11 protein-coding genes, 3 tRNA genes and 1 pseudogene are annotated in these 14,923 nt (G+C 69.9%); 9 read left to right on the forward strand and 6 right to left on the reverse strand.

Going from position 1 to position 14,923, the window contains the following annotated elements:
- Window positions 1–36: 36 nt before the first annotated feature.
- The gene (gene ompR, locus FFS10_RS04745) at window positions 37–768 is read right to left on the reverse strand and encodes an osmolarity response regulator transcription factor OmpR (RefSeq protein WP_137892053.1); all 732 of its coding nucleotides are present in this window, start codon (window positions 766–768) and stop codon (window positions 37–39) included.
- Between the two features lie 437 nt (window positions 769–1,205).
- Between ompR and FFS10_RS04750 the strand changes: the two genes are divergently transcribed.
- The gene (locus FFS10_RS04750) at window positions 1,206–1,949 is read left to right on the forward strand and encodes an SIMPL domain-containing protein (RefSeq protein ID WP_137892057.1); all 744 of its coding nucleotides are present in this window, start codon (window positions 1,206–1,208) and stop codon (window positions 1,947–1,949) included.
- A gap of 42 nt (window positions 1,950–1,991) precedes the next feature.
- Here FFS10_RS04750 and FFS10_RS04755 read toward each other — a convergent pair whose 3' ends face one another.
- Window positions 1,992–2,762: a 3-hydroxybutyrate dehydrogenase gene (locus FFS10_RS04755; protein WP_137892060.1), complete on the reverse strand. Its 771-nt coding sequence runs from the start codon at window positions 2,760–2,762 to the stop codon at window positions 1,992–1,994.
- Between the two features lie 72 nt (window positions 2,763–2,834).
- Between FFS10_RS04755 and FFS10_RS04760 the strand changes: the two genes are divergently transcribed.
- The 6 genes and pseudogenes from FFS10_RS04760 (at window position 2,835) to rimO (ending at window position 8,635) form a co-directional block, all read left to right on the forward strand.
- Complete coding sequence (locus tag FFS10_RS04760) at window positions 2,835–3,743, forward strand: alpha/beta fold hydrolase (RefSeq protein WP_137892062.1); 909 nt, start codon at window positions 2,835–2,837, stop codon at window positions 3,741–3,743.
- A gap of 13 nt (window positions 3,744–3,756) precedes the next feature.
- A complete protein-coding gene (locus tag FFS10_RS04765; protein ID WP_137892066.1) occupies window positions 3,757–5,976 on the forward strand; it encodes a RelA/SpoT family protein in 2,220 nt (739 codons plus the stop codon).
- Window positions 5,977–6,070: 94 nt separating this feature from the next.
- Window positions 6,071–6,147, forward strand: a tRNA-Val gene (locus FFS10_RS04770).
- Between the two features lie 15 nt (window positions 6,148–6,162).
- Window positions 6,163–6,396: pseudogene (locus FFS10_RS23835) on the forward strand (IS3 family transposase); the annotation flags it as partial.
- 283 nt (window positions 6,397–6,679) lie between these two features.
- Entirely contained in the window at window positions 6,680–7,213 is a 534-nt protein-coding gene (gene phaR / locus FFS10_RS04780; RefSeq protein ID WP_137892071.1) for a polyhydroxyalkanoate synthesis repressor PhaR, read from the forward strand.
- A gap of 39 nt (window positions 7,214–7,252) precedes the next feature.
- Entirely contained in the window at window positions 7,253–8,635 is a 1,383-nt protein-coding gene (rimO, locus tag FFS10_RS04785; RefSeq protein ID WP_137892073.1) for a 30S ribosomal protein S12 methylthiotransferase RimO, read from the forward strand.
- 86 nt (window positions 8,636–8,721) lie between these two features.
- Here the strand turns inward: rimO and FFS10_RS04790 are convergent.
- Both FFS10_RS04790 and FFS10_RS04795 read right to left on the reverse strand, forming a co-directional pair.
- Window positions 8,722–8,806: transfer RNA gene (locus FFS10_RS04790), tRNA-Leu, on the reverse strand.
- 178 nt (window positions 8,807–8,984) lie between these two features.
- Window positions 8,985–9,069, reverse strand: a tRNA-Leu gene (locus FFS10_RS04795).
- Window positions 9,070–9,104: 35 nt separating this feature from the next.
- On the opposite strand from FFS10_RS04795, the gene rnr reads away from it, so the two are divergent.
- Together rnr and FFS10_RS04805 are read left to right on the forward strand one after the other, a co-directional pair.
- Window positions 9,105–11,363, forward strand: coding sequence for a ribonuclease R (gene rnr, locus FFS10_RS04800; RefSeq protein WP_137892076.1), 2,259 nt, complete (start codon window positions 9,105–9,107; stop codon window positions 11,361–11,363).
- A 40-nt stretch (window positions 11,364–11,403) separates the two neighbouring features.
- On the forward strand, window positions 11,404–12,159 hold the full coding sequence (locus tag FFS10_RS04805) for an SDR family oxidoreductase (protein ID WP_137892078.1): 756 nt from the start codon (window positions 11,404–11,406) through the stop codon (window positions 12,157–12,159).
- 10 nt (window positions 12,160–12,169) lie between these two features.
- Here the strand turns inward: FFS10_RS04805 and FFS10_RS04810 are convergent, their stop codons facing one another.
- On the reverse strand, window positions 12,170–13,669 hold the full coding sequence (locus FFS10_RS04810) for an NAD(P)H-hydrate dehydratase (protein ID WP_137892080.1): 1,500 nt from the start codon (window positions 13,667–13,669) through the stop codon (window positions 12,170–12,172).
- A gap of 31 nt (window positions 13,670–13,700) precedes the next feature.
- A complete protein-coding gene (locus tag FFS10_RS04815; RefSeq protein ID WP_137892082.1) occupies window positions 13,701–14,876 on the reverse strand; it encodes an FAD-dependent oxidoreductase in 1,176 nt (391 codons plus the stop codon).
- Window positions 14,877–14,923: the final 47 nt, after the last annotated feature.

The raw sequence follows: 14,923 nt of genomic DNA on the forward strand, positions 1-14,923 counted from the left end.
GGCTGAGGGTGTGGCGGGGAGGGCGGGAGCTGGAACTCAGCTCGTGCCGTCCGGCACGAACACATAGCCCACGCCCCAGACGGTCTGGATGTAGCGTGGGGCCGTGGCGTCCTGCTCGACCAGCTTGCGCAGTCGCGAGATCTGCACGTCCAGGCTGCGGTCGAAGGGCTCGAACTCGCGGCCGCGCGCGAGCTGGGCCAGCTTCTCGCGCGACAGCGGCTGGCGCGGGTGGCGCACCAGGGCCTTGAGCATGGCGAACTCGCCGGTGGTCAGCGACAGCTCCTCGCCGTTCTTGCGCAGGGTGCGGGCCCCCAGGTCGAACACGAAGGGGCCGAAGTTGACCACCTCGTTTTCAGCAGAGGGGGCGCCGGGCGCCTCCTGCGGGGGGCGGCGGCGCAGCACGGCGTGGACGCGGGCCAGCAGCTCGCGCGGGTTGAAGGGCTTGCCGAGGTAGTCGTCCGCGCCGACCTCGAGGCCGACGATGCGGTCCACGTCCTCGCCCTTGGCGGTCAGCATGATGATGGGCGTGCGGTCGTTGGCCGCGCGCAGGCGGCGGCAGATCGACAGGCCGTCCTCGCCGGGCATCATGAGGTCGAGCACGATCAGGTCCACCGTCTCGCGCAGCAGGATGCGGTTCATGGCCTTGCCGTCCTCGGCCACCATGACCTCGAAGCCTTCCTGCGTGAGGTAGCGGCGCAGCAGGTCGCGGATGCGCGCGTCATCGTCGACCACCAGAATCTTGTCGGGGCGTGTCGGAATTTGCGTCATAGGATCCTTACGGCGAATTTGTAACAGCGCCAATTTTGAAGCGCCGATCGGGCAAAAACGGATTTTTTCCGGCCGCTTTTCAGTATGTTACAAATGTTGCCCTTCGCACAGGAGACGCATGGGAAAATCACACGAAGGCGTGCGAAGCTTTCAACATCATGAGAACAAGATCAATCACGCGATCGCTCGTACTGGGCAGTGCCGGCTTGGTGGCGGCCGGCTGGCTCGCGGCCGAGCCGGCGCGGCCCGGCGACTTCCGGGGCGGGTTAGAGCCGCGGCGCAGCGACTTGCGCCAAACAGTGGAGTCGCAGCGCACGGGGCGGGACGCCGGTCCCGCTGCCATGCCCGAACGTCGCCTCACCCCCCAGGAGCACGCCGAGTTGCGCGAGCAGCTGCGGATGTCTGCCGAACGGCGCCTCCCCCAGGGCAGGCGCTGAATGCGGGCGCCTGTTCCTGCCTCGACGGGGTTTGCTTGCCGCGCCGCTGCCCTGGCCTGCCTGCTGGCGCTGAGCGCCGCGCCGGCGGCCGCCCAGCCCCCACCCGGTTTCCTGCCGCCGCCACAGAACCTGGCCCAGCTCTCGGCCCAGGGGGCGGTGGAAGTGCCGCAGGACCTGCTGACGGTCACGCTCAACACCACGCGCGAGGGGCCGGATGCAGGCACGGTGCAGAACCAGCTCAAGCTGGCGCTCGACGCGGCCCTGGCCGAGGCGAAGAAGCTCGCCCAGCCCGGCCAGCTCGATGTGCGCACCGGCGGCTTCAGCCTCTACCCGCGCCACGGCCGTGACGGCAAGATCAGCGCTTGGCAGGGCAGCGCCGAGCTGGTGCTGGAGGGGCGGGACTTCGCGCGCATCAGCGCCAGCGCCGGCCGCATGCAGACCCTGACCATCGGCCAGGTGGCCTTCGGCCTGAGCCGGGAACAGCGCGCCAAGGTCGAGGGCGAGGCCCAGGCCATGGCCATCGAGCGCTTCAGGGCCAAGGCGGCCGACATCGCCAAGGGATTTGGTTTCGCAGGCTTCACGCTGCGCGAGGTTTCGGTCCAGGCCAACGACCAGGGCCCGGTGCCGCGCCCGCGCATGATGGCGCTGGAGGCCCGGGCCGCGGCCTCGGATGCGCCGCTGCCGGTGGAGGCCGGGCGCAGCACGGTGATCGTGACGGTGTCGGGAACGGTGCAGCTGAAGTAGGGGGTTTCGGCTGGTGCCGTCGCCGCAGCGCGGGGGCCCTCGCTACTGGGCCGCCCACCCCCCATCCATGTTCCAGGCGACGCCGCGCACGTTGTTGGCGGCGGGGGAGCAGAAGAACACGGCCAGCTCGCCGAGCTCCTCGGGCGTGGTGAACTGCATCGAGGGCTCCTTCTCGCCCAGCAGCAGGCGCTTGGCCTCTTCGTTGCTCAGGCCGTGGGCGGCGGCCTTGGCGTCGACCTGCTTTTGCACCAGCGGGGTCAGCACCCAGCCCGGGCAGATCGCATTGCAGGTCACGCCCGTGGTGGCGTTCTCCAGCGCCGTCACCTTGGTCAGGCCGACGATGCCGTGCTTGGCCGCCACGTAGGCCGCCTTCTCGGCCGAGGCCACCAGGCCGTGCACCGAGGCCACGTTGATGATGCGCCCCCAGTTGGCCGCCAGCATGGCCGGCAGCGCCAGGCGCGTGGCGTGGAAGGCGCTGGAGAGGTTGATCGCCAGCACCGCGTCCCATTTCTCGACCGGGAAGTTCTCGATGCGCGCCACATGCTGGATGCCGGCGTTGTTGACCAGGATGTCGACGCGGCCGAAGCGCTCGGCCGCGAAGCGCATCATGGCCTCGATCTCGGTCGGCTGGCTCATGTCGGCGCCATGGTAGGCGACCTGCACGCCCAGTTCCGCCACCTCGGCCTGCGGGCCTTGGGCGTCGCCGAAGCCGTTGAGCACGATGTTCGCGCCCTGGCGCGCCAGCGCCTTCGCGATGCCCAGTCCGATGCCGCTGGTCGAGCCGGTGACGAGCGCGGTCTTGCCGTCCAACATGTGTGACCTCCGTATGAATTACGATGCAGAAAAAGCGATGCAGACAACCCATTATCCAGTCCCGATCTCACCATGACCGAACCCGTGCTGAATCATGTGTCCTGCCCGGATCCCTGGGGCGGTCATCGCATGGCCTACTGGCAGTGGGGCGAAGCCTCGGCGCCGCACGTGGTGGTCTGTGCGCATGGCCTGACGCGCCAGGGGCGCGACTTCGACGTGCTGGCCCAGGCCTTGCTCGCACGCGCCGGCGGCCGCCTGCGCGTGGTCTGCCCGGACGTGGTGGGGCGCGGCCGCAGCGACTGGCTCAAGGAGGCCACGGGCTACCAGATCCCGCTGTACGCGGCCGACATGCTGGCGCTGCTGGCGCAGCTGCACCGGCAGGCCCCCATGGCCGCGCTGGACTGGGTCGGCACCAGCATGGGCGGCCTGATCGGCTTGGCGCTGGCGGGCCAGCCCGGCCTGCCGCTGCCGGTGCCGCCGCGCCGCATGGTGCTCAACGACGTGGGGCCGGTGCTGCAGTGGCAGGCCCTGCAGCGCATCGGCCAGTACCTGGGCGAGACCGGCCGCTTTGCCTCGGTGCAGCAGGCCGCGGACGCGATGTGGACGGTGTCGACCAGCTTCGGCGCGCACACGCCGGCGCAGTGGCTCGCGCTCTCGCAGGCCATGGTCAAGCAGCTGCCCGACGGCAGCTACACCCTGCACTACGACCCGGCCATCGCCGTGCCGTTCCGCGCGCTGACGCCCGAAGCCGCGGCGCAGGGCGAGGCGGCGCTGTGGCAGCTGTACGACCAGGTGCGTGCCCGCACGCTGATCACGCGCGGCACGCAATCCGACCTGCTGTCGCGCGAGACGGGCCAGGCCATGACCGAGCGCGGACCGCGGGCGCGCCTGGTGGAGTTCGAAGGGGTGGGCCATGCGCCCACCTTCGTGGCGGCGAGCCAGGTCGAGGTGGTGACGGATTTCCTGCTGGCAAAGGACTGAGGGGGAGGAGACGATGAAGCGCTTGATGGCGGATCCGGCCGCCACATCGCCGGTGGCAGGCCCGGTACCCGAGCTGATTGCGGCCACCGCCCATAGCCTGCCCGAGCAGGCCGGCGCCCTGGCGCGCGCGCGCGCCTTTGCCGAGCCGCTGATCGCGGGCGAGATGCTGGACAGCGGCGAGAACACACTGATCCATGCAGACGCGATGGCCGCCATCCTGCGTTCCATCGGTGGCTCCGAGGCCATGCAGGCGGCGGCCTACCTGATCTACGCCTGCGAGCACCTGAACCGGCCGCAGGAGGTGATCGCCAAGGCCTTCGGCGAGAGCTTTGCCGCGCTGGCCATGGAGTCGACCAAGCTGGTGCGCGTGCAGCGCCTGTCGCGCAGCGCCCAGACCTCGGCTCAGCTGTCGGACGACCCGCGCCTGCAGACCGAGGCCGTGCGCAAGATGCTGCTGGCCTTCTCGCGCGACCTGCGCGTGGTCATGCTGCGCCTGGCTTCGCGCCTGCAGACCCTGCGCTACCACGCGGCCAGCAAGCAGCCCATGCCGCCCAACCTGGCGCGCGAGTCGCTGCAGGTGTTTGCGCCGCTGGCCAACCGCCTGGGCATCTGGCAGATCAAGTGGGAGATGGAGGACCTGGCGTTCCGCTTTCTCGAGCCCGACACCTACAAGCAGGTGGCGCGCCTGCTCGACGAGAAGCGCGCCGAGCGCGAGGGCCGCATGGAGCAGCTGCGCGCCGGACTCGAGGCCGAGCTGCGCGCCCAGGGCATACAGGCCACGGTGCAGGGCAGGCCCAAGCACATCTACAGCATCGTGCGCAAGATGCGCGGCAAGTCGCTGGACTTCGACCAGGTGTTCGACATCCGCGCGTTGCGCGTCATCGTGCCCAGCGTGCGCGACTGCTACGAGGCGCTGAGCTGGGTGCATTCGCGCTTCACGCCGATCACCGAGGAGTTCGACGACTACATCGCCAAGCCCAAACCCAATGGCTACCAGTCGCTGCACACCGTGGTGCGCGACGAGGCGGGCAAGCCGATCGAGATCCAGATCCGCACCCAGGCCATGCACGACCACGCGGAGCACGGTGTCGCCGCCCACTGGGCCTACAAGGAGGCGGGCGCCAAGGGCTACGCGGGCGTAAGCGCCGGCGGCAGCTACGACGCCAAGATCGCGGTGCTGCGCCAGCTGCTGGCCTGGGAGCGCGACCTCTCGGGCACCGACAAGGGCGAGGGCCTGTTCGAGGACCGCATCTACGTGCTGACGCCCGACGCCGCCATCGTCGAGCTGCCGCAGGGTGCGACGCCGCTGGATTTCGCCTACAGCGTGCACACCAGCCTGGGCCACCGCTGCCGCGGCGCGCGCGTGGACGGCGCGATGCTGCCGCTGAACACGCCGCTGCAGAACGGCCAGACCGTGGAGATCGTCGCGGCCAAGGAGGGCGGGCCCTCGCGCGACTGGCTCAACCCGGAGCTGGCCTACATGGTCAGCCACCGCGCACGGGCCAAGGCGCGCGCCTGGTTCAACGCGCTGATCACGGACGAGAACGTGGCGCGCGGGCGCGAGGCGGTGGAAAAGCTGTTGCAGCGCGAGGGCAAGACCGCGGTCAAGCTCGAGGACCTGGCGGCGCAGCTGGGCTTCAAGTCGGCCGACGGCCTGTTCGAGGTGGTGGGCAAGGACGAGTTCTCGCTGCGCAACATCGAGACCCTGCTCAAGCCGCCCGAGCCCCAGCTGCCGCCCGACGAGTACCTGCTGCTCAAGAAGTCGCGCCAGACCGAGAAGACGCCCAAGGGCGGCGTGCTGGTGGTCGGCATCGATTCGCTGCTGACCCAGCTGGCGCGCTGCTGCAAGCCGGCGCCGCCCGACCCCATCGGTGGCTTCGTCACGCGCGGCAAGGGCGTGAGCATCCACCGCGCCGACTGCAGCAACTTCCGCGAGATGGCGGCGCGCAATGCCGAGCGCGTGATCGAGGTCAAGTGGGGTGCGCCCAAGCAGGAGGCCGCTGTGTACCCGGTCGACGTGGCGGTGGAGGCCGCCGACCGCCAGGGCCTGCTGCGCGACATCTCCGAGGTCTTCGCCAAGGAGAAGATGAACGTGGTCGGCGTGCAGACCCAGTCGATCAAGGGCACGGCCTGGATGACCTTCACCGTCGAGGTGGCCGACTCGGGCCGGCTGGCGCGCGTGCTGGGCGTGGTGCGCAGCATAGGCGGCGTGCGCTCGGCGCGCCGGCGCTGAGGCACATGCAGCGCCGCGCTTCGCAGCGGAAAACGCGCCGGCGCCAGGAAGCGCGTTTTTTTGCTGCTATACTCTCGCTTTCTCGAATTCTTGTAGGCGCGTAGCTCAGCTGGTTAGAGCACCACCTTGACATGGTGGGGGTCGTTGGTTCGAGTCCAATCGCGCCTACCAATTATTCTTGATCGAATGAAGGACTTAGCAGCAATGCCGAGTCCTTTTTTGTTTTCCGTGGTCGATCAGGTGGAAAAAGCCCAACTGACGTACAAGCAGGCGCAGCAGCGGTACGGGATTCAAGCTCGCTCCACGGCGCAGGTGTGGCTGCGAAAGCGCGGACGACAAGGCTGGAGTCGCGCGGCATCATTGGTGGCCATGCCCTCTGACAAGCAACCAGTGTCACTGACTCCCGAGCAGCAGATCAAGTCCCCGCAGCAGTAGTTGCAGCAGGCCAACGAGAATTCATTCATGGGGGTCTCCGGTGGATGGCGCCTCGATTGGCACCCGAGCCGCGCCAGTCTAGGGACATAGCGGGCGCCGTTCCAGCGCCTGGGCGGCAGAGCAGCTATGCAGGCCGGCGAATAACGGGCCGGCGGCGCAGCCCCGAGACGCTCAGGGTTATCCTTGGGCATGGGGCACTGCGCCGTACCTAGAATCTGCTGCAGCGCGATACGCCGCCCTTCAACCTGCCGCTCGAGGAAACCCAGTCGTGTCCAGCAAACCCGCCGATACCGGCAAGACGCCTCAGCGCGTCATCAAGAAGTACCCGAACCGGCGGCTCTACGACACCGACACCTCGTCCTACATCACCTTGGCCGAGGTCAAGCAGCTGGTCATGGACAACCAGCTCTTCACGGTGCGCGACGCCAAGACCGGCGAGGACCTGACGCGCAGCATCCTGCTGCAGATCATCCTGGAGGAGGAGGCCGGCGGCGCGCCCATGTTCAGCGAGCAGGCGCTGTGCAACATCATCCGCTTCTACGGCCACGCCATGCAGGGCTTCATGGGCAGCTACCTCGAGAAGAACGTGCAGGTGATGATGGACATCCAGAACAAGCTGGCCGAACAGTCCAAGCCGCTGACGCCCGAGATGTGGGCCCAGTTCATGAGCCTGCAGTCGCCGTTGATGCAGGGCGTGATGGGCAACTACGTGGAGCAGTCCAAGAACATGTTCGCGCAGATGCAGGAGCAGATGCAGAAACAGACCGAGCAGATGTTCGGGGCTTTCGGGTTAAAGCGCTGACCGAGCTGCTGGCTGGGCCAGAACTGGGAAAATAGCGGGATGAGTGATGTTCTTTCTCCTGTCCCCACCACCCCCAAGGTCGGCTTCGTCAGCCTGGGCTGCCCGAAGGCCCTGACCGATTCCGAGCTGATCCTCACGCAGCTGAGCGCCGAGGGCTACCAGACCTCCAAGACCTTCGAGGGCGCGGACCTGGTCATCGTCAACACCTGCGGCTTCATCGACGACGCGGTCAAGGAAAGTCTGGACACCATAGGCGAGGCCCTGGCCGAGAACGGCAAGGTCATCGTGACCGGCTGCCTGGGCGCCAAGGCGGGCGAGGGCGGCGGCAACCTGGTCAGGCAGATGCATCCCAGCGTGCTGGCCGTGACCGGGCCGCATGCCACCCAGGAGGTGATGGACGCGGTCCACGCCCACTGCCCCAAGCCGCACGACCCCTTCGTCGACCTGGTTCCTGCGGCCGGCGTCAAGCTGACGCCCCGGCACTACGCCTACCTCAAGATCAGCGAAGGCTGCAACCACCGCTGCACTTTCTGCATCATCCCCTCGATGCGCGGCGACCTGGTGAGCCGGCCGATCGGCGACGTGCTCAAGGAGGCCAAGGCGCTGTTCGAAGGCGGCGTCAAGGAGCTGCTGGTGATCAGCCAGGACACCTCGGCCTACGGCGTGGACCTCAAGTACCGCACCGGTTTCTGGGACGGCAAGCCGGTGAAGACGCGCATGCTCGAGCTGGTGCAGGCGCTGGGCGAGATGGCCGAGCCCTACGGCGCCTGGGTGCGCCTGCACTACGTCTATCCCTATCCCAGCGTGGACGAGGTGATCCCGCTGATGGCCAGCGGCAAGGTGCTGCCCTACCTGGACGTGCCCTTCCAGCACAGCCACCCCGAGGTGCTGCGCCGCATGAAGCGACCGGCCAGCGGCGAGCGCAACCTCGAGCGCATTCAGCGCTGGCGCGAGCTGTGCCCGCAGCTGGTGATCCGCAGCACCTTCATCGCCGGCTTCCCCGGCGAGACCGAGGCCGAGTTCGAGCATCTGCTCGAGTTCTTGCGCGAGGCCCAGATCGACCGCGCGGGCTGCTTTGCCTACAGCCCGGTGGAAGGTGCCGCGGCCAACGAGCTGCCGGGCATGCTGCCGGCGGAACTGCGCGAGGAGCGCCGGGCCCGCTTCATGGCGGTGGCCGAGCAGGTGTCGGCGGCGCGGCTGCGCCAGCGCATAGGCTCGACCATGCAGGTGCTGGTGGATTCGGCGCCCGCCATGGGACGACGCGGCGGCGTGGGCCGCAGCTACGCCGACGCGCCCGAGATCGACGGCACGGTGCAGCTGCTGCCGCCCGAGAAGATCAGCAAGACGCTCAAGGTTGGGGAATTCACGCGCGCGCGCATCGTCGACGCGCAGGGGCATGACCTGGTGGCGGTGCCGATCTGAGAGCTGGCGGGCCGGCTGCTGAAAACAAAAGAGCCGCTGGTGTCAGCGGCTCTTTTGTTTTCAGGCCTTGGCCGGCCTGCGAATCTTGGTGCCCAGGAGAGGACTCGAACCTCCACGCCTCTCAGCGCTAGTACCTGAAACTAGTGCGTCTACCAATTCCGCCACCTGGGCATTTCAGGAAAACTGCGATTATATACAAATATTTTGGGGCCCCATGCCGATGCGCGCATCGCGCCCGACCAGAAGCCGGCGGGACGGCGCGTGGTGTCCGCGCGCCGCGCAAAAGAAAAAAGCCGCTGAAAATATTCAGCGGCTCTTGCCAAAAAACCCTTTCGGGTTTGTTTAAACTTGGTGCCCAGGAGAGGACTCGAACCTCCACGCCTCTCAGCGCTAGTACCTGAAACTAGTGCGTCTACCAATTCCGCCACCTGGGCATCTCAGGAACAAGATAGGATTATATATCAAGAATATGCACCCCACCGGCGCGCTGCTGGAAGAAATCGAAGGCGTTGTCCAAGGCCATCGCGACGGCCACGGTTTCCTGGCCCGCGAGGACGGCGAGCCGGACATCTACCTGCCCCCCAACGAGATGCGCGCCGTCCTGCACAAGGACAGGGTCAAGGTGCGCATCGTGCGCCACGACCGCAAGGGCCGGCCCGAAGGGCGCGTGGTCGAGATCGTCGAGCGTCCGCCGCAGCCCATCATCGGGCGGCTGCTGCACGAAAGCGGCATCTGGCTGGTGGCGCCCGAGGACAAGCGCTACGGCCAGGACGTCATGATCCCCAAGAGCGCCACCGGCGCCGCCAAGCCCGGCCAGGTGGTGGTGGTGGAGCTCACCGAGCCGCCGGCGCTCTATGGCCAGCCCGTGGGACGGGTCAAGGAGGTGCTGGGCGAGATCGACGATCCGGGCATGGAGATCGAGATCGCGGTGCGCAAGTACAGCGTGCCGCACCAGTTCTCCGATGCCTGCATGGCCCAGGCGCGCACCCTGCCCGACAAGGTGCGTCCGCAGGACAAGAAGCGCCGCGTCGACCTGACCGACATCCCGCTGGTGACCATAGACGGCGAGGACGCGCGCGACTTCGACGACGCGGTCTACTGCGAGCCCGCCAAGGTGGGCCGCGGCAAGGGCTGGCGCCTGCTGGTGGCGATCGCCGACGTGAGCCACTACGTGGAGACCGGCAGCGCCATCGACGTCGACGCCTACGACCGCGCCACCAGCGTCTACTTCCCGCGCCGCGTGATCCCCATGCTGCCGGAGAAGCTGTCCAACGGCCTGTGCTCGCTCAACCCCGAGGTCGAGCGCATGTGCATGGTCTGCGACATGCTGATCAGCGCCAAGGGCGAGATCCACGCCTACCAGTTCTTTCCGGCCGTGATGTTCAGCCACGCGCGCATGACCTACACCGAGGTCGCGGCCATCCTGGCCAACACGCGCGGGCCTGAGGCGGCGCGGCGCAAGGACCTGGTGCCCCACCTGCTGAACCTGCACGACTGTTATCGGGCCCTGCTGGGCGCGCGTTCGGAGCGCGGCGCGGTGGACTTCGAGACCACCGAGACGCAGATCGTCTGCGACGACAACGGCCGCATCGAGAAAATCGTGCCGCGCACGCGCAACGCGGCGCACCGCCTGATCGAGGAGGCCATGCTGGCGGCCAACGTCTGCAGCGCCGACTTCATCGCCCAGGGCAAGCACCCGGGGCTGTTCCGCGTGCACGAAGGGCCGACGCCGGAGAAGAAGGACATACTGCGCAACTACCTCAAGGCGCTGGGCCTGGGCATGACCATAGGCCACGAGCCCACGCCCGGCGAGTTCCAGCGCATCGCCGAGGCGACCAAGGACCGGCCCGACGCGCAGCAGATCCACACCATGCTGCTGCGCTCCATGCAGCAGGCGATCTACACGCCGATCAACGTGGGCCACTTCGGCCTGGCCTACGAGGCCTACACCCATTTCACCAGCCCGATCCGGCGCTACCCGGACCTGCTGGTGCACCGCGTGATCAAGGCCATCCTGGCCAAGAAGCGCTACCAGTTGCCGGCGCTGCCGACGCCGGGCGAGGCCCATGTCAAGCTGGCCAAGCGCCTGCAGAAGAACATGGCCGGCAAGCTGCGCGAGCCCGACCAGAAGCCGCGCAAGCTCAGCGCCGACCAGCTGGCCTGGGAGGCCGCGGGCCTGCACTGCAGCGCCAACGAGCGGCGCGCCGACGAGGCCAGCCGCGACGTCGAGGCCTGGCTCAAGTGCAAGTACATGCGCGAGCACCTGGGCGAGGAATACAGCGGCGTGGTCACGGCGGCGACCAGCTTCGGCATCTTCGTCACGCTGGACGAGCTCTACGTCGAGGGCCTGGTGCACATCACCGAGCTGGGCGGCGAGTATTTCCGCTTCGACGAGACGCGCCAGGAACTGCGCGGCGAGCGCACCGGCATACGCTACGCGATCGGCACGCGGGTGCGCGTGCAGGTCAGCCGCGTCGACCTGGACGGGCGCAAGATCGACTTCCGCCTGGTGCGCGAGGGCGAGGCGCTGACGCACCGGGCCCTGCGCGACAAGGGCGTGGCGCCGGCGGAGGCGGCGGCCGGGGCGGCCGCGAACCCGGGCCGGCGCGCGGGCAAGAAGGGTGCAGCGGACTCCGTGACGCGTTCGCCCATCCAGGCGCTCAAGGCGGCGATCAAGAAGGCATCGACCCGCAAGAACGGGTCCAAGACCCGCAAGGGCCGGCGCTGAGGTCCGAGCCCCGGAAGATTTCACGAGGAGACAAGAAGACATGAATGCAACTGCGAAGATCGCCATCGTCACCGGCGCAGGCTCCGGCGTGGGCAAGGCCGCCGCGCTGGCGCTGCTGGCCGAGGGCTGGCGCGTGGTGCTGGCGGGCCGCCGCCAGGCGCCGCTGGACGAGGTGATCGCCGAGTCGGGCGCCGGCGCGGCTGCGCTGGCCGTGCCGACCGACGTCTCGGACCCGGCCTCGGTCCAGGCCCTGTTCGAGCGCACCGTGCAGGCCTTCGGCCGCGTCGACCTGCTGTTCAACAACGCCGGCGTCAACGCCCCGGGCATCCCGCTGGAGGACCTCACGCTCGAGCAGTGGCAGAGCGTGGTCGATGTCAACCTGACCGGCATGTTCCTCTGCATCCAGGCGGCGTTCCGCGTGATGAAGGCGCAGTCGCCGCGCGGCGGACGCATCATCAACAACGGCTCGATCTCGGCCAGCGCGCCGCGCCCGAACTCGATCGCCTACACCGCGACCAAGCACGCGGTGACGGGCCTGACCAAGACCGCCTCGCTGGACGGCCGCAAGCACGATATCGCCGTGGGGCAGATCGACATCGGCAATGCCGCCACCGAGATGGCCGCGCGCATGGCCAAGGGCGTGCCGCAGGCCAGCGGCGAGATCGCCATCGAGCCGCTGATGGACGTGGCCATCGTCGGCCGCTCCATCGCCTACATGGCCAGCCTGCCGCTGGAGGCCAACGTGCTGTTCCACACCGTGATGGCGACCAAGATGCCCCTCGTCGGGCGCGGCTGAAGCGCGGCGCTCAGGCGCGCAGGCGCCGTGCCAGTGCGCCGGCCGTCAGGGCCCGGTCGATGGGCCATGCGTCGGCCGCAGCGCCGTGCTGGTAGACCGCCTCGCAGGCGGCGGCCAGGGTCGGCAGGCCGCTCGCGAGCCGCGCCCCGATCAGGCCGGCCAGCACGTCGCCGGTGCCGGCCGTGGCCAGGCGCGCGTTGCCGCTCGGATTGATCACCGGGGGCTCGTCGGGTGCCGCGATCACCGTGCCCGAGCCCTTGAGCACTACCACGCAGCCATGGCGCTGGGCGAGGCGCCGGGCCGCCGCCAGCCGGTCGGCCTGCACCTCGGCGGCGCTGCAGCCCAGCAGGCGCGCGGCTTCCAGCGGATGCGGGGTCAGCACGCTGGCCAGGCCGCGCGCCGCCCGGCGGTCCAGCAGGGTCTGCAGCTGCGGGTCGGCGGCGATGGCGTTCAGCGCGTCGGCGTCCAGCACCAGGCGCGGGCTGCGCGAGAGCACGGCCGGCAGCACGGCGCGCACGGCCTCGCCGCCGCCGCAGCCGCAGGCCACGGTGAGCCGGGAAAGGTCGAGCGCCTCGAAGCGCCGCAGCATCAGCTCGGGCTGGGCGCAGTCCAATGCCATGGCGCCGCCGTCGAGCAGGCTCACGAGCACGCGGCCGGCGCCGCCGTGCAGCGCAGCCGAGGCCGCCAGCAGGGCGGCGCCGCTCATGCCCAGGCCGCGCGCCGCCAGGCCCTCGCCGCCGATCACGGCCACGTCGCCGAAGCTGCCCTTGTGCGAGGCATGCGGGCGCGCGCAGGGCAGGGGGGCGCCAGCCAGCCAGGCCGACGGGGGCGCATGGGCGGCGACGCCCAGGTCGTCGAACCACAGCGTGCCGCAGGCGTCGCGCCCGTGCGCGGTGAACAGGCCGGGCTTGAGCGTGAGCAGGCTCAGGGTGTGTTGGGCGCGCACCTGGTCGGCGGTCTTCTCGACGTGCCCGGGCGTTCGGTCCGCTGCGTAGTTGCCGGTGTCGGCCGCCAGCCCGGAGGGCAGGTCCACCGCCAGGGTGGGCGCCGGGCAGAGATTCATGGCCGCGATCCAGGACGCCATGCGGCCCTCGGGGGGTCGTGCGCCGCCCAGGCCCAGCAGCGCGTCTATGCACAGGTCCTGCGGGCCCAGGCCCGAGGGCGGCTCGTCGGCGAAGGCGACGCCGGCCTCCCGCGCGCGCGCCAGCGCGGCCCGCGCGTCGGCGGGTGCGCGGGCCTCGTCGCCCAGCCAGGTCACGATCGGGTAGGCGCCGCGGCGCTGCAGCTGCATGGCGGCCTCCAGGCCGTCGCCGCCGTTGTTGCCGGGGCCGCAGGCGATCCAGATGCGGCGCGCATGCGGCGCCAGGGCCAGCGCTAGCCGGGCCACGGCCAAGCCGGCGCGCTGCATCAGCGCCTGTGGCGGCAGCGCGGCCGCCGCGGCCTGTTCGATGGCACGCGTCGCGGCCTGGTCGTGGAGCGGGTGGCGGTGCGCGTGGCTCAGGCGGTGCATGGCCCCATTGTGTACGAGCGCGCCATCCGCGTCAGCGCCGCAGGCGCTCCACGCCGAGGCCCTCGAGGTCCAGCGCCGGGGGGCGGCCGGCGATGAGGTCGGCCAGGGCGCGTGCGCTGCCGCAGGCCAGGGCCCAGCCATGCGCGCCATGGCCGAGGTTGAGCCACAGGCCGGGCCGGCCGCTCGCGCCGAGCAGCGGCGGCCCGTCGGCCAGCATGGGGCGCGCGCCGTGCCAGACCTGCACCCCGGCCGACAGCCGGCCGGCGCCCGGGAACCAGTCCTGCAGCACCTGGTAGAGCTGGCGCAGCGCCCGCTCGCGGTCGCCGCCGCCCAGCTGGGCGCCGCCTGCCACGCGCACGCGCTGCCCCAGGCGGGTGATGGTGACCTGGTGGCGCTCGTCGTGCACGGCGCTGCGCGGCGCGTTGAGCGCCTCGCGCAGTGGCAGGCTGACCGACGAACCCTGCACCGCGGCCAGCGGCAGCTTGAGGCCCAGCGGGCGCAGCAGGCGCGCCGAGGCCAGGCCGGCGCACAGGACCACGGCGTCGAAGGCGCGCGCGGCTTCCTCGTTGGCCAGGCGCAGGGCATGGGGCTGCTTGGCCTCGATGCGCGTCACCGTGGCGTTGAACTCGAAGCGCGCGCCCAGGCGCTGCGCCTCCTGGCGCAGCAGCAAAGCGAGCTGGCGGCAGTTGCCGGCCTCGGCCTGCGGCAGGTGGACGGCGCCGGCCAGCGTGGTGTCGGGGTTCAGCGCGGGCTCGAGCTTGCGCGCCTGGTCGGCGCTGATCTCGCGCAGGTCCAGGCCGGATTCGCGCAGACGCTCGAGCTCCTTGTCGCTGCGCAGCAGCAGCAGGGCGCCGTCACTGCGCTCGTAGTCGAGCCTGAGCTCGGCCGTCAGCTGGTGCAGCCGCGCGCGGCTGTAGACGGCCAGGCGCTGCAGGCGGGCGCGGTTGGCGGCCCAGACCTGCGGCTGGCGAGCGCGCCGCCAGCGCCACAGCCAGGCCAGCTCGGCCAGCGACAGGCGCATGTCCAGCCGAAGCGGCGCGGTCCAGGGCGCGACCAGCTCGGTCGCCAGCAGGCCGGTGGGGGCAAAGCTGGCCTCCTCGGCGACCGCGCCGTGGCGCTCGAACACGGTGACTTGGTGGCCGTCGGCGGCCAGCTCGTACGCGGTGGTGACGCCGGCGATGCCGGCGCCCACGATGGCGATTTTCATGAAGGGGCAATGTCCGTTCGCCTGCGGGCCGGCGGTGCCGGCCCGCA

It is taken from the genome of Ramlibacter sp. 2FC, assembly GCF_005503345.1.
Taxonomy (GTDB): Bacteria; Pseudomonadota; Gammaproteobacteria; order Burkholderiales; family Burkholderiaceae_C; genus SCMQ01.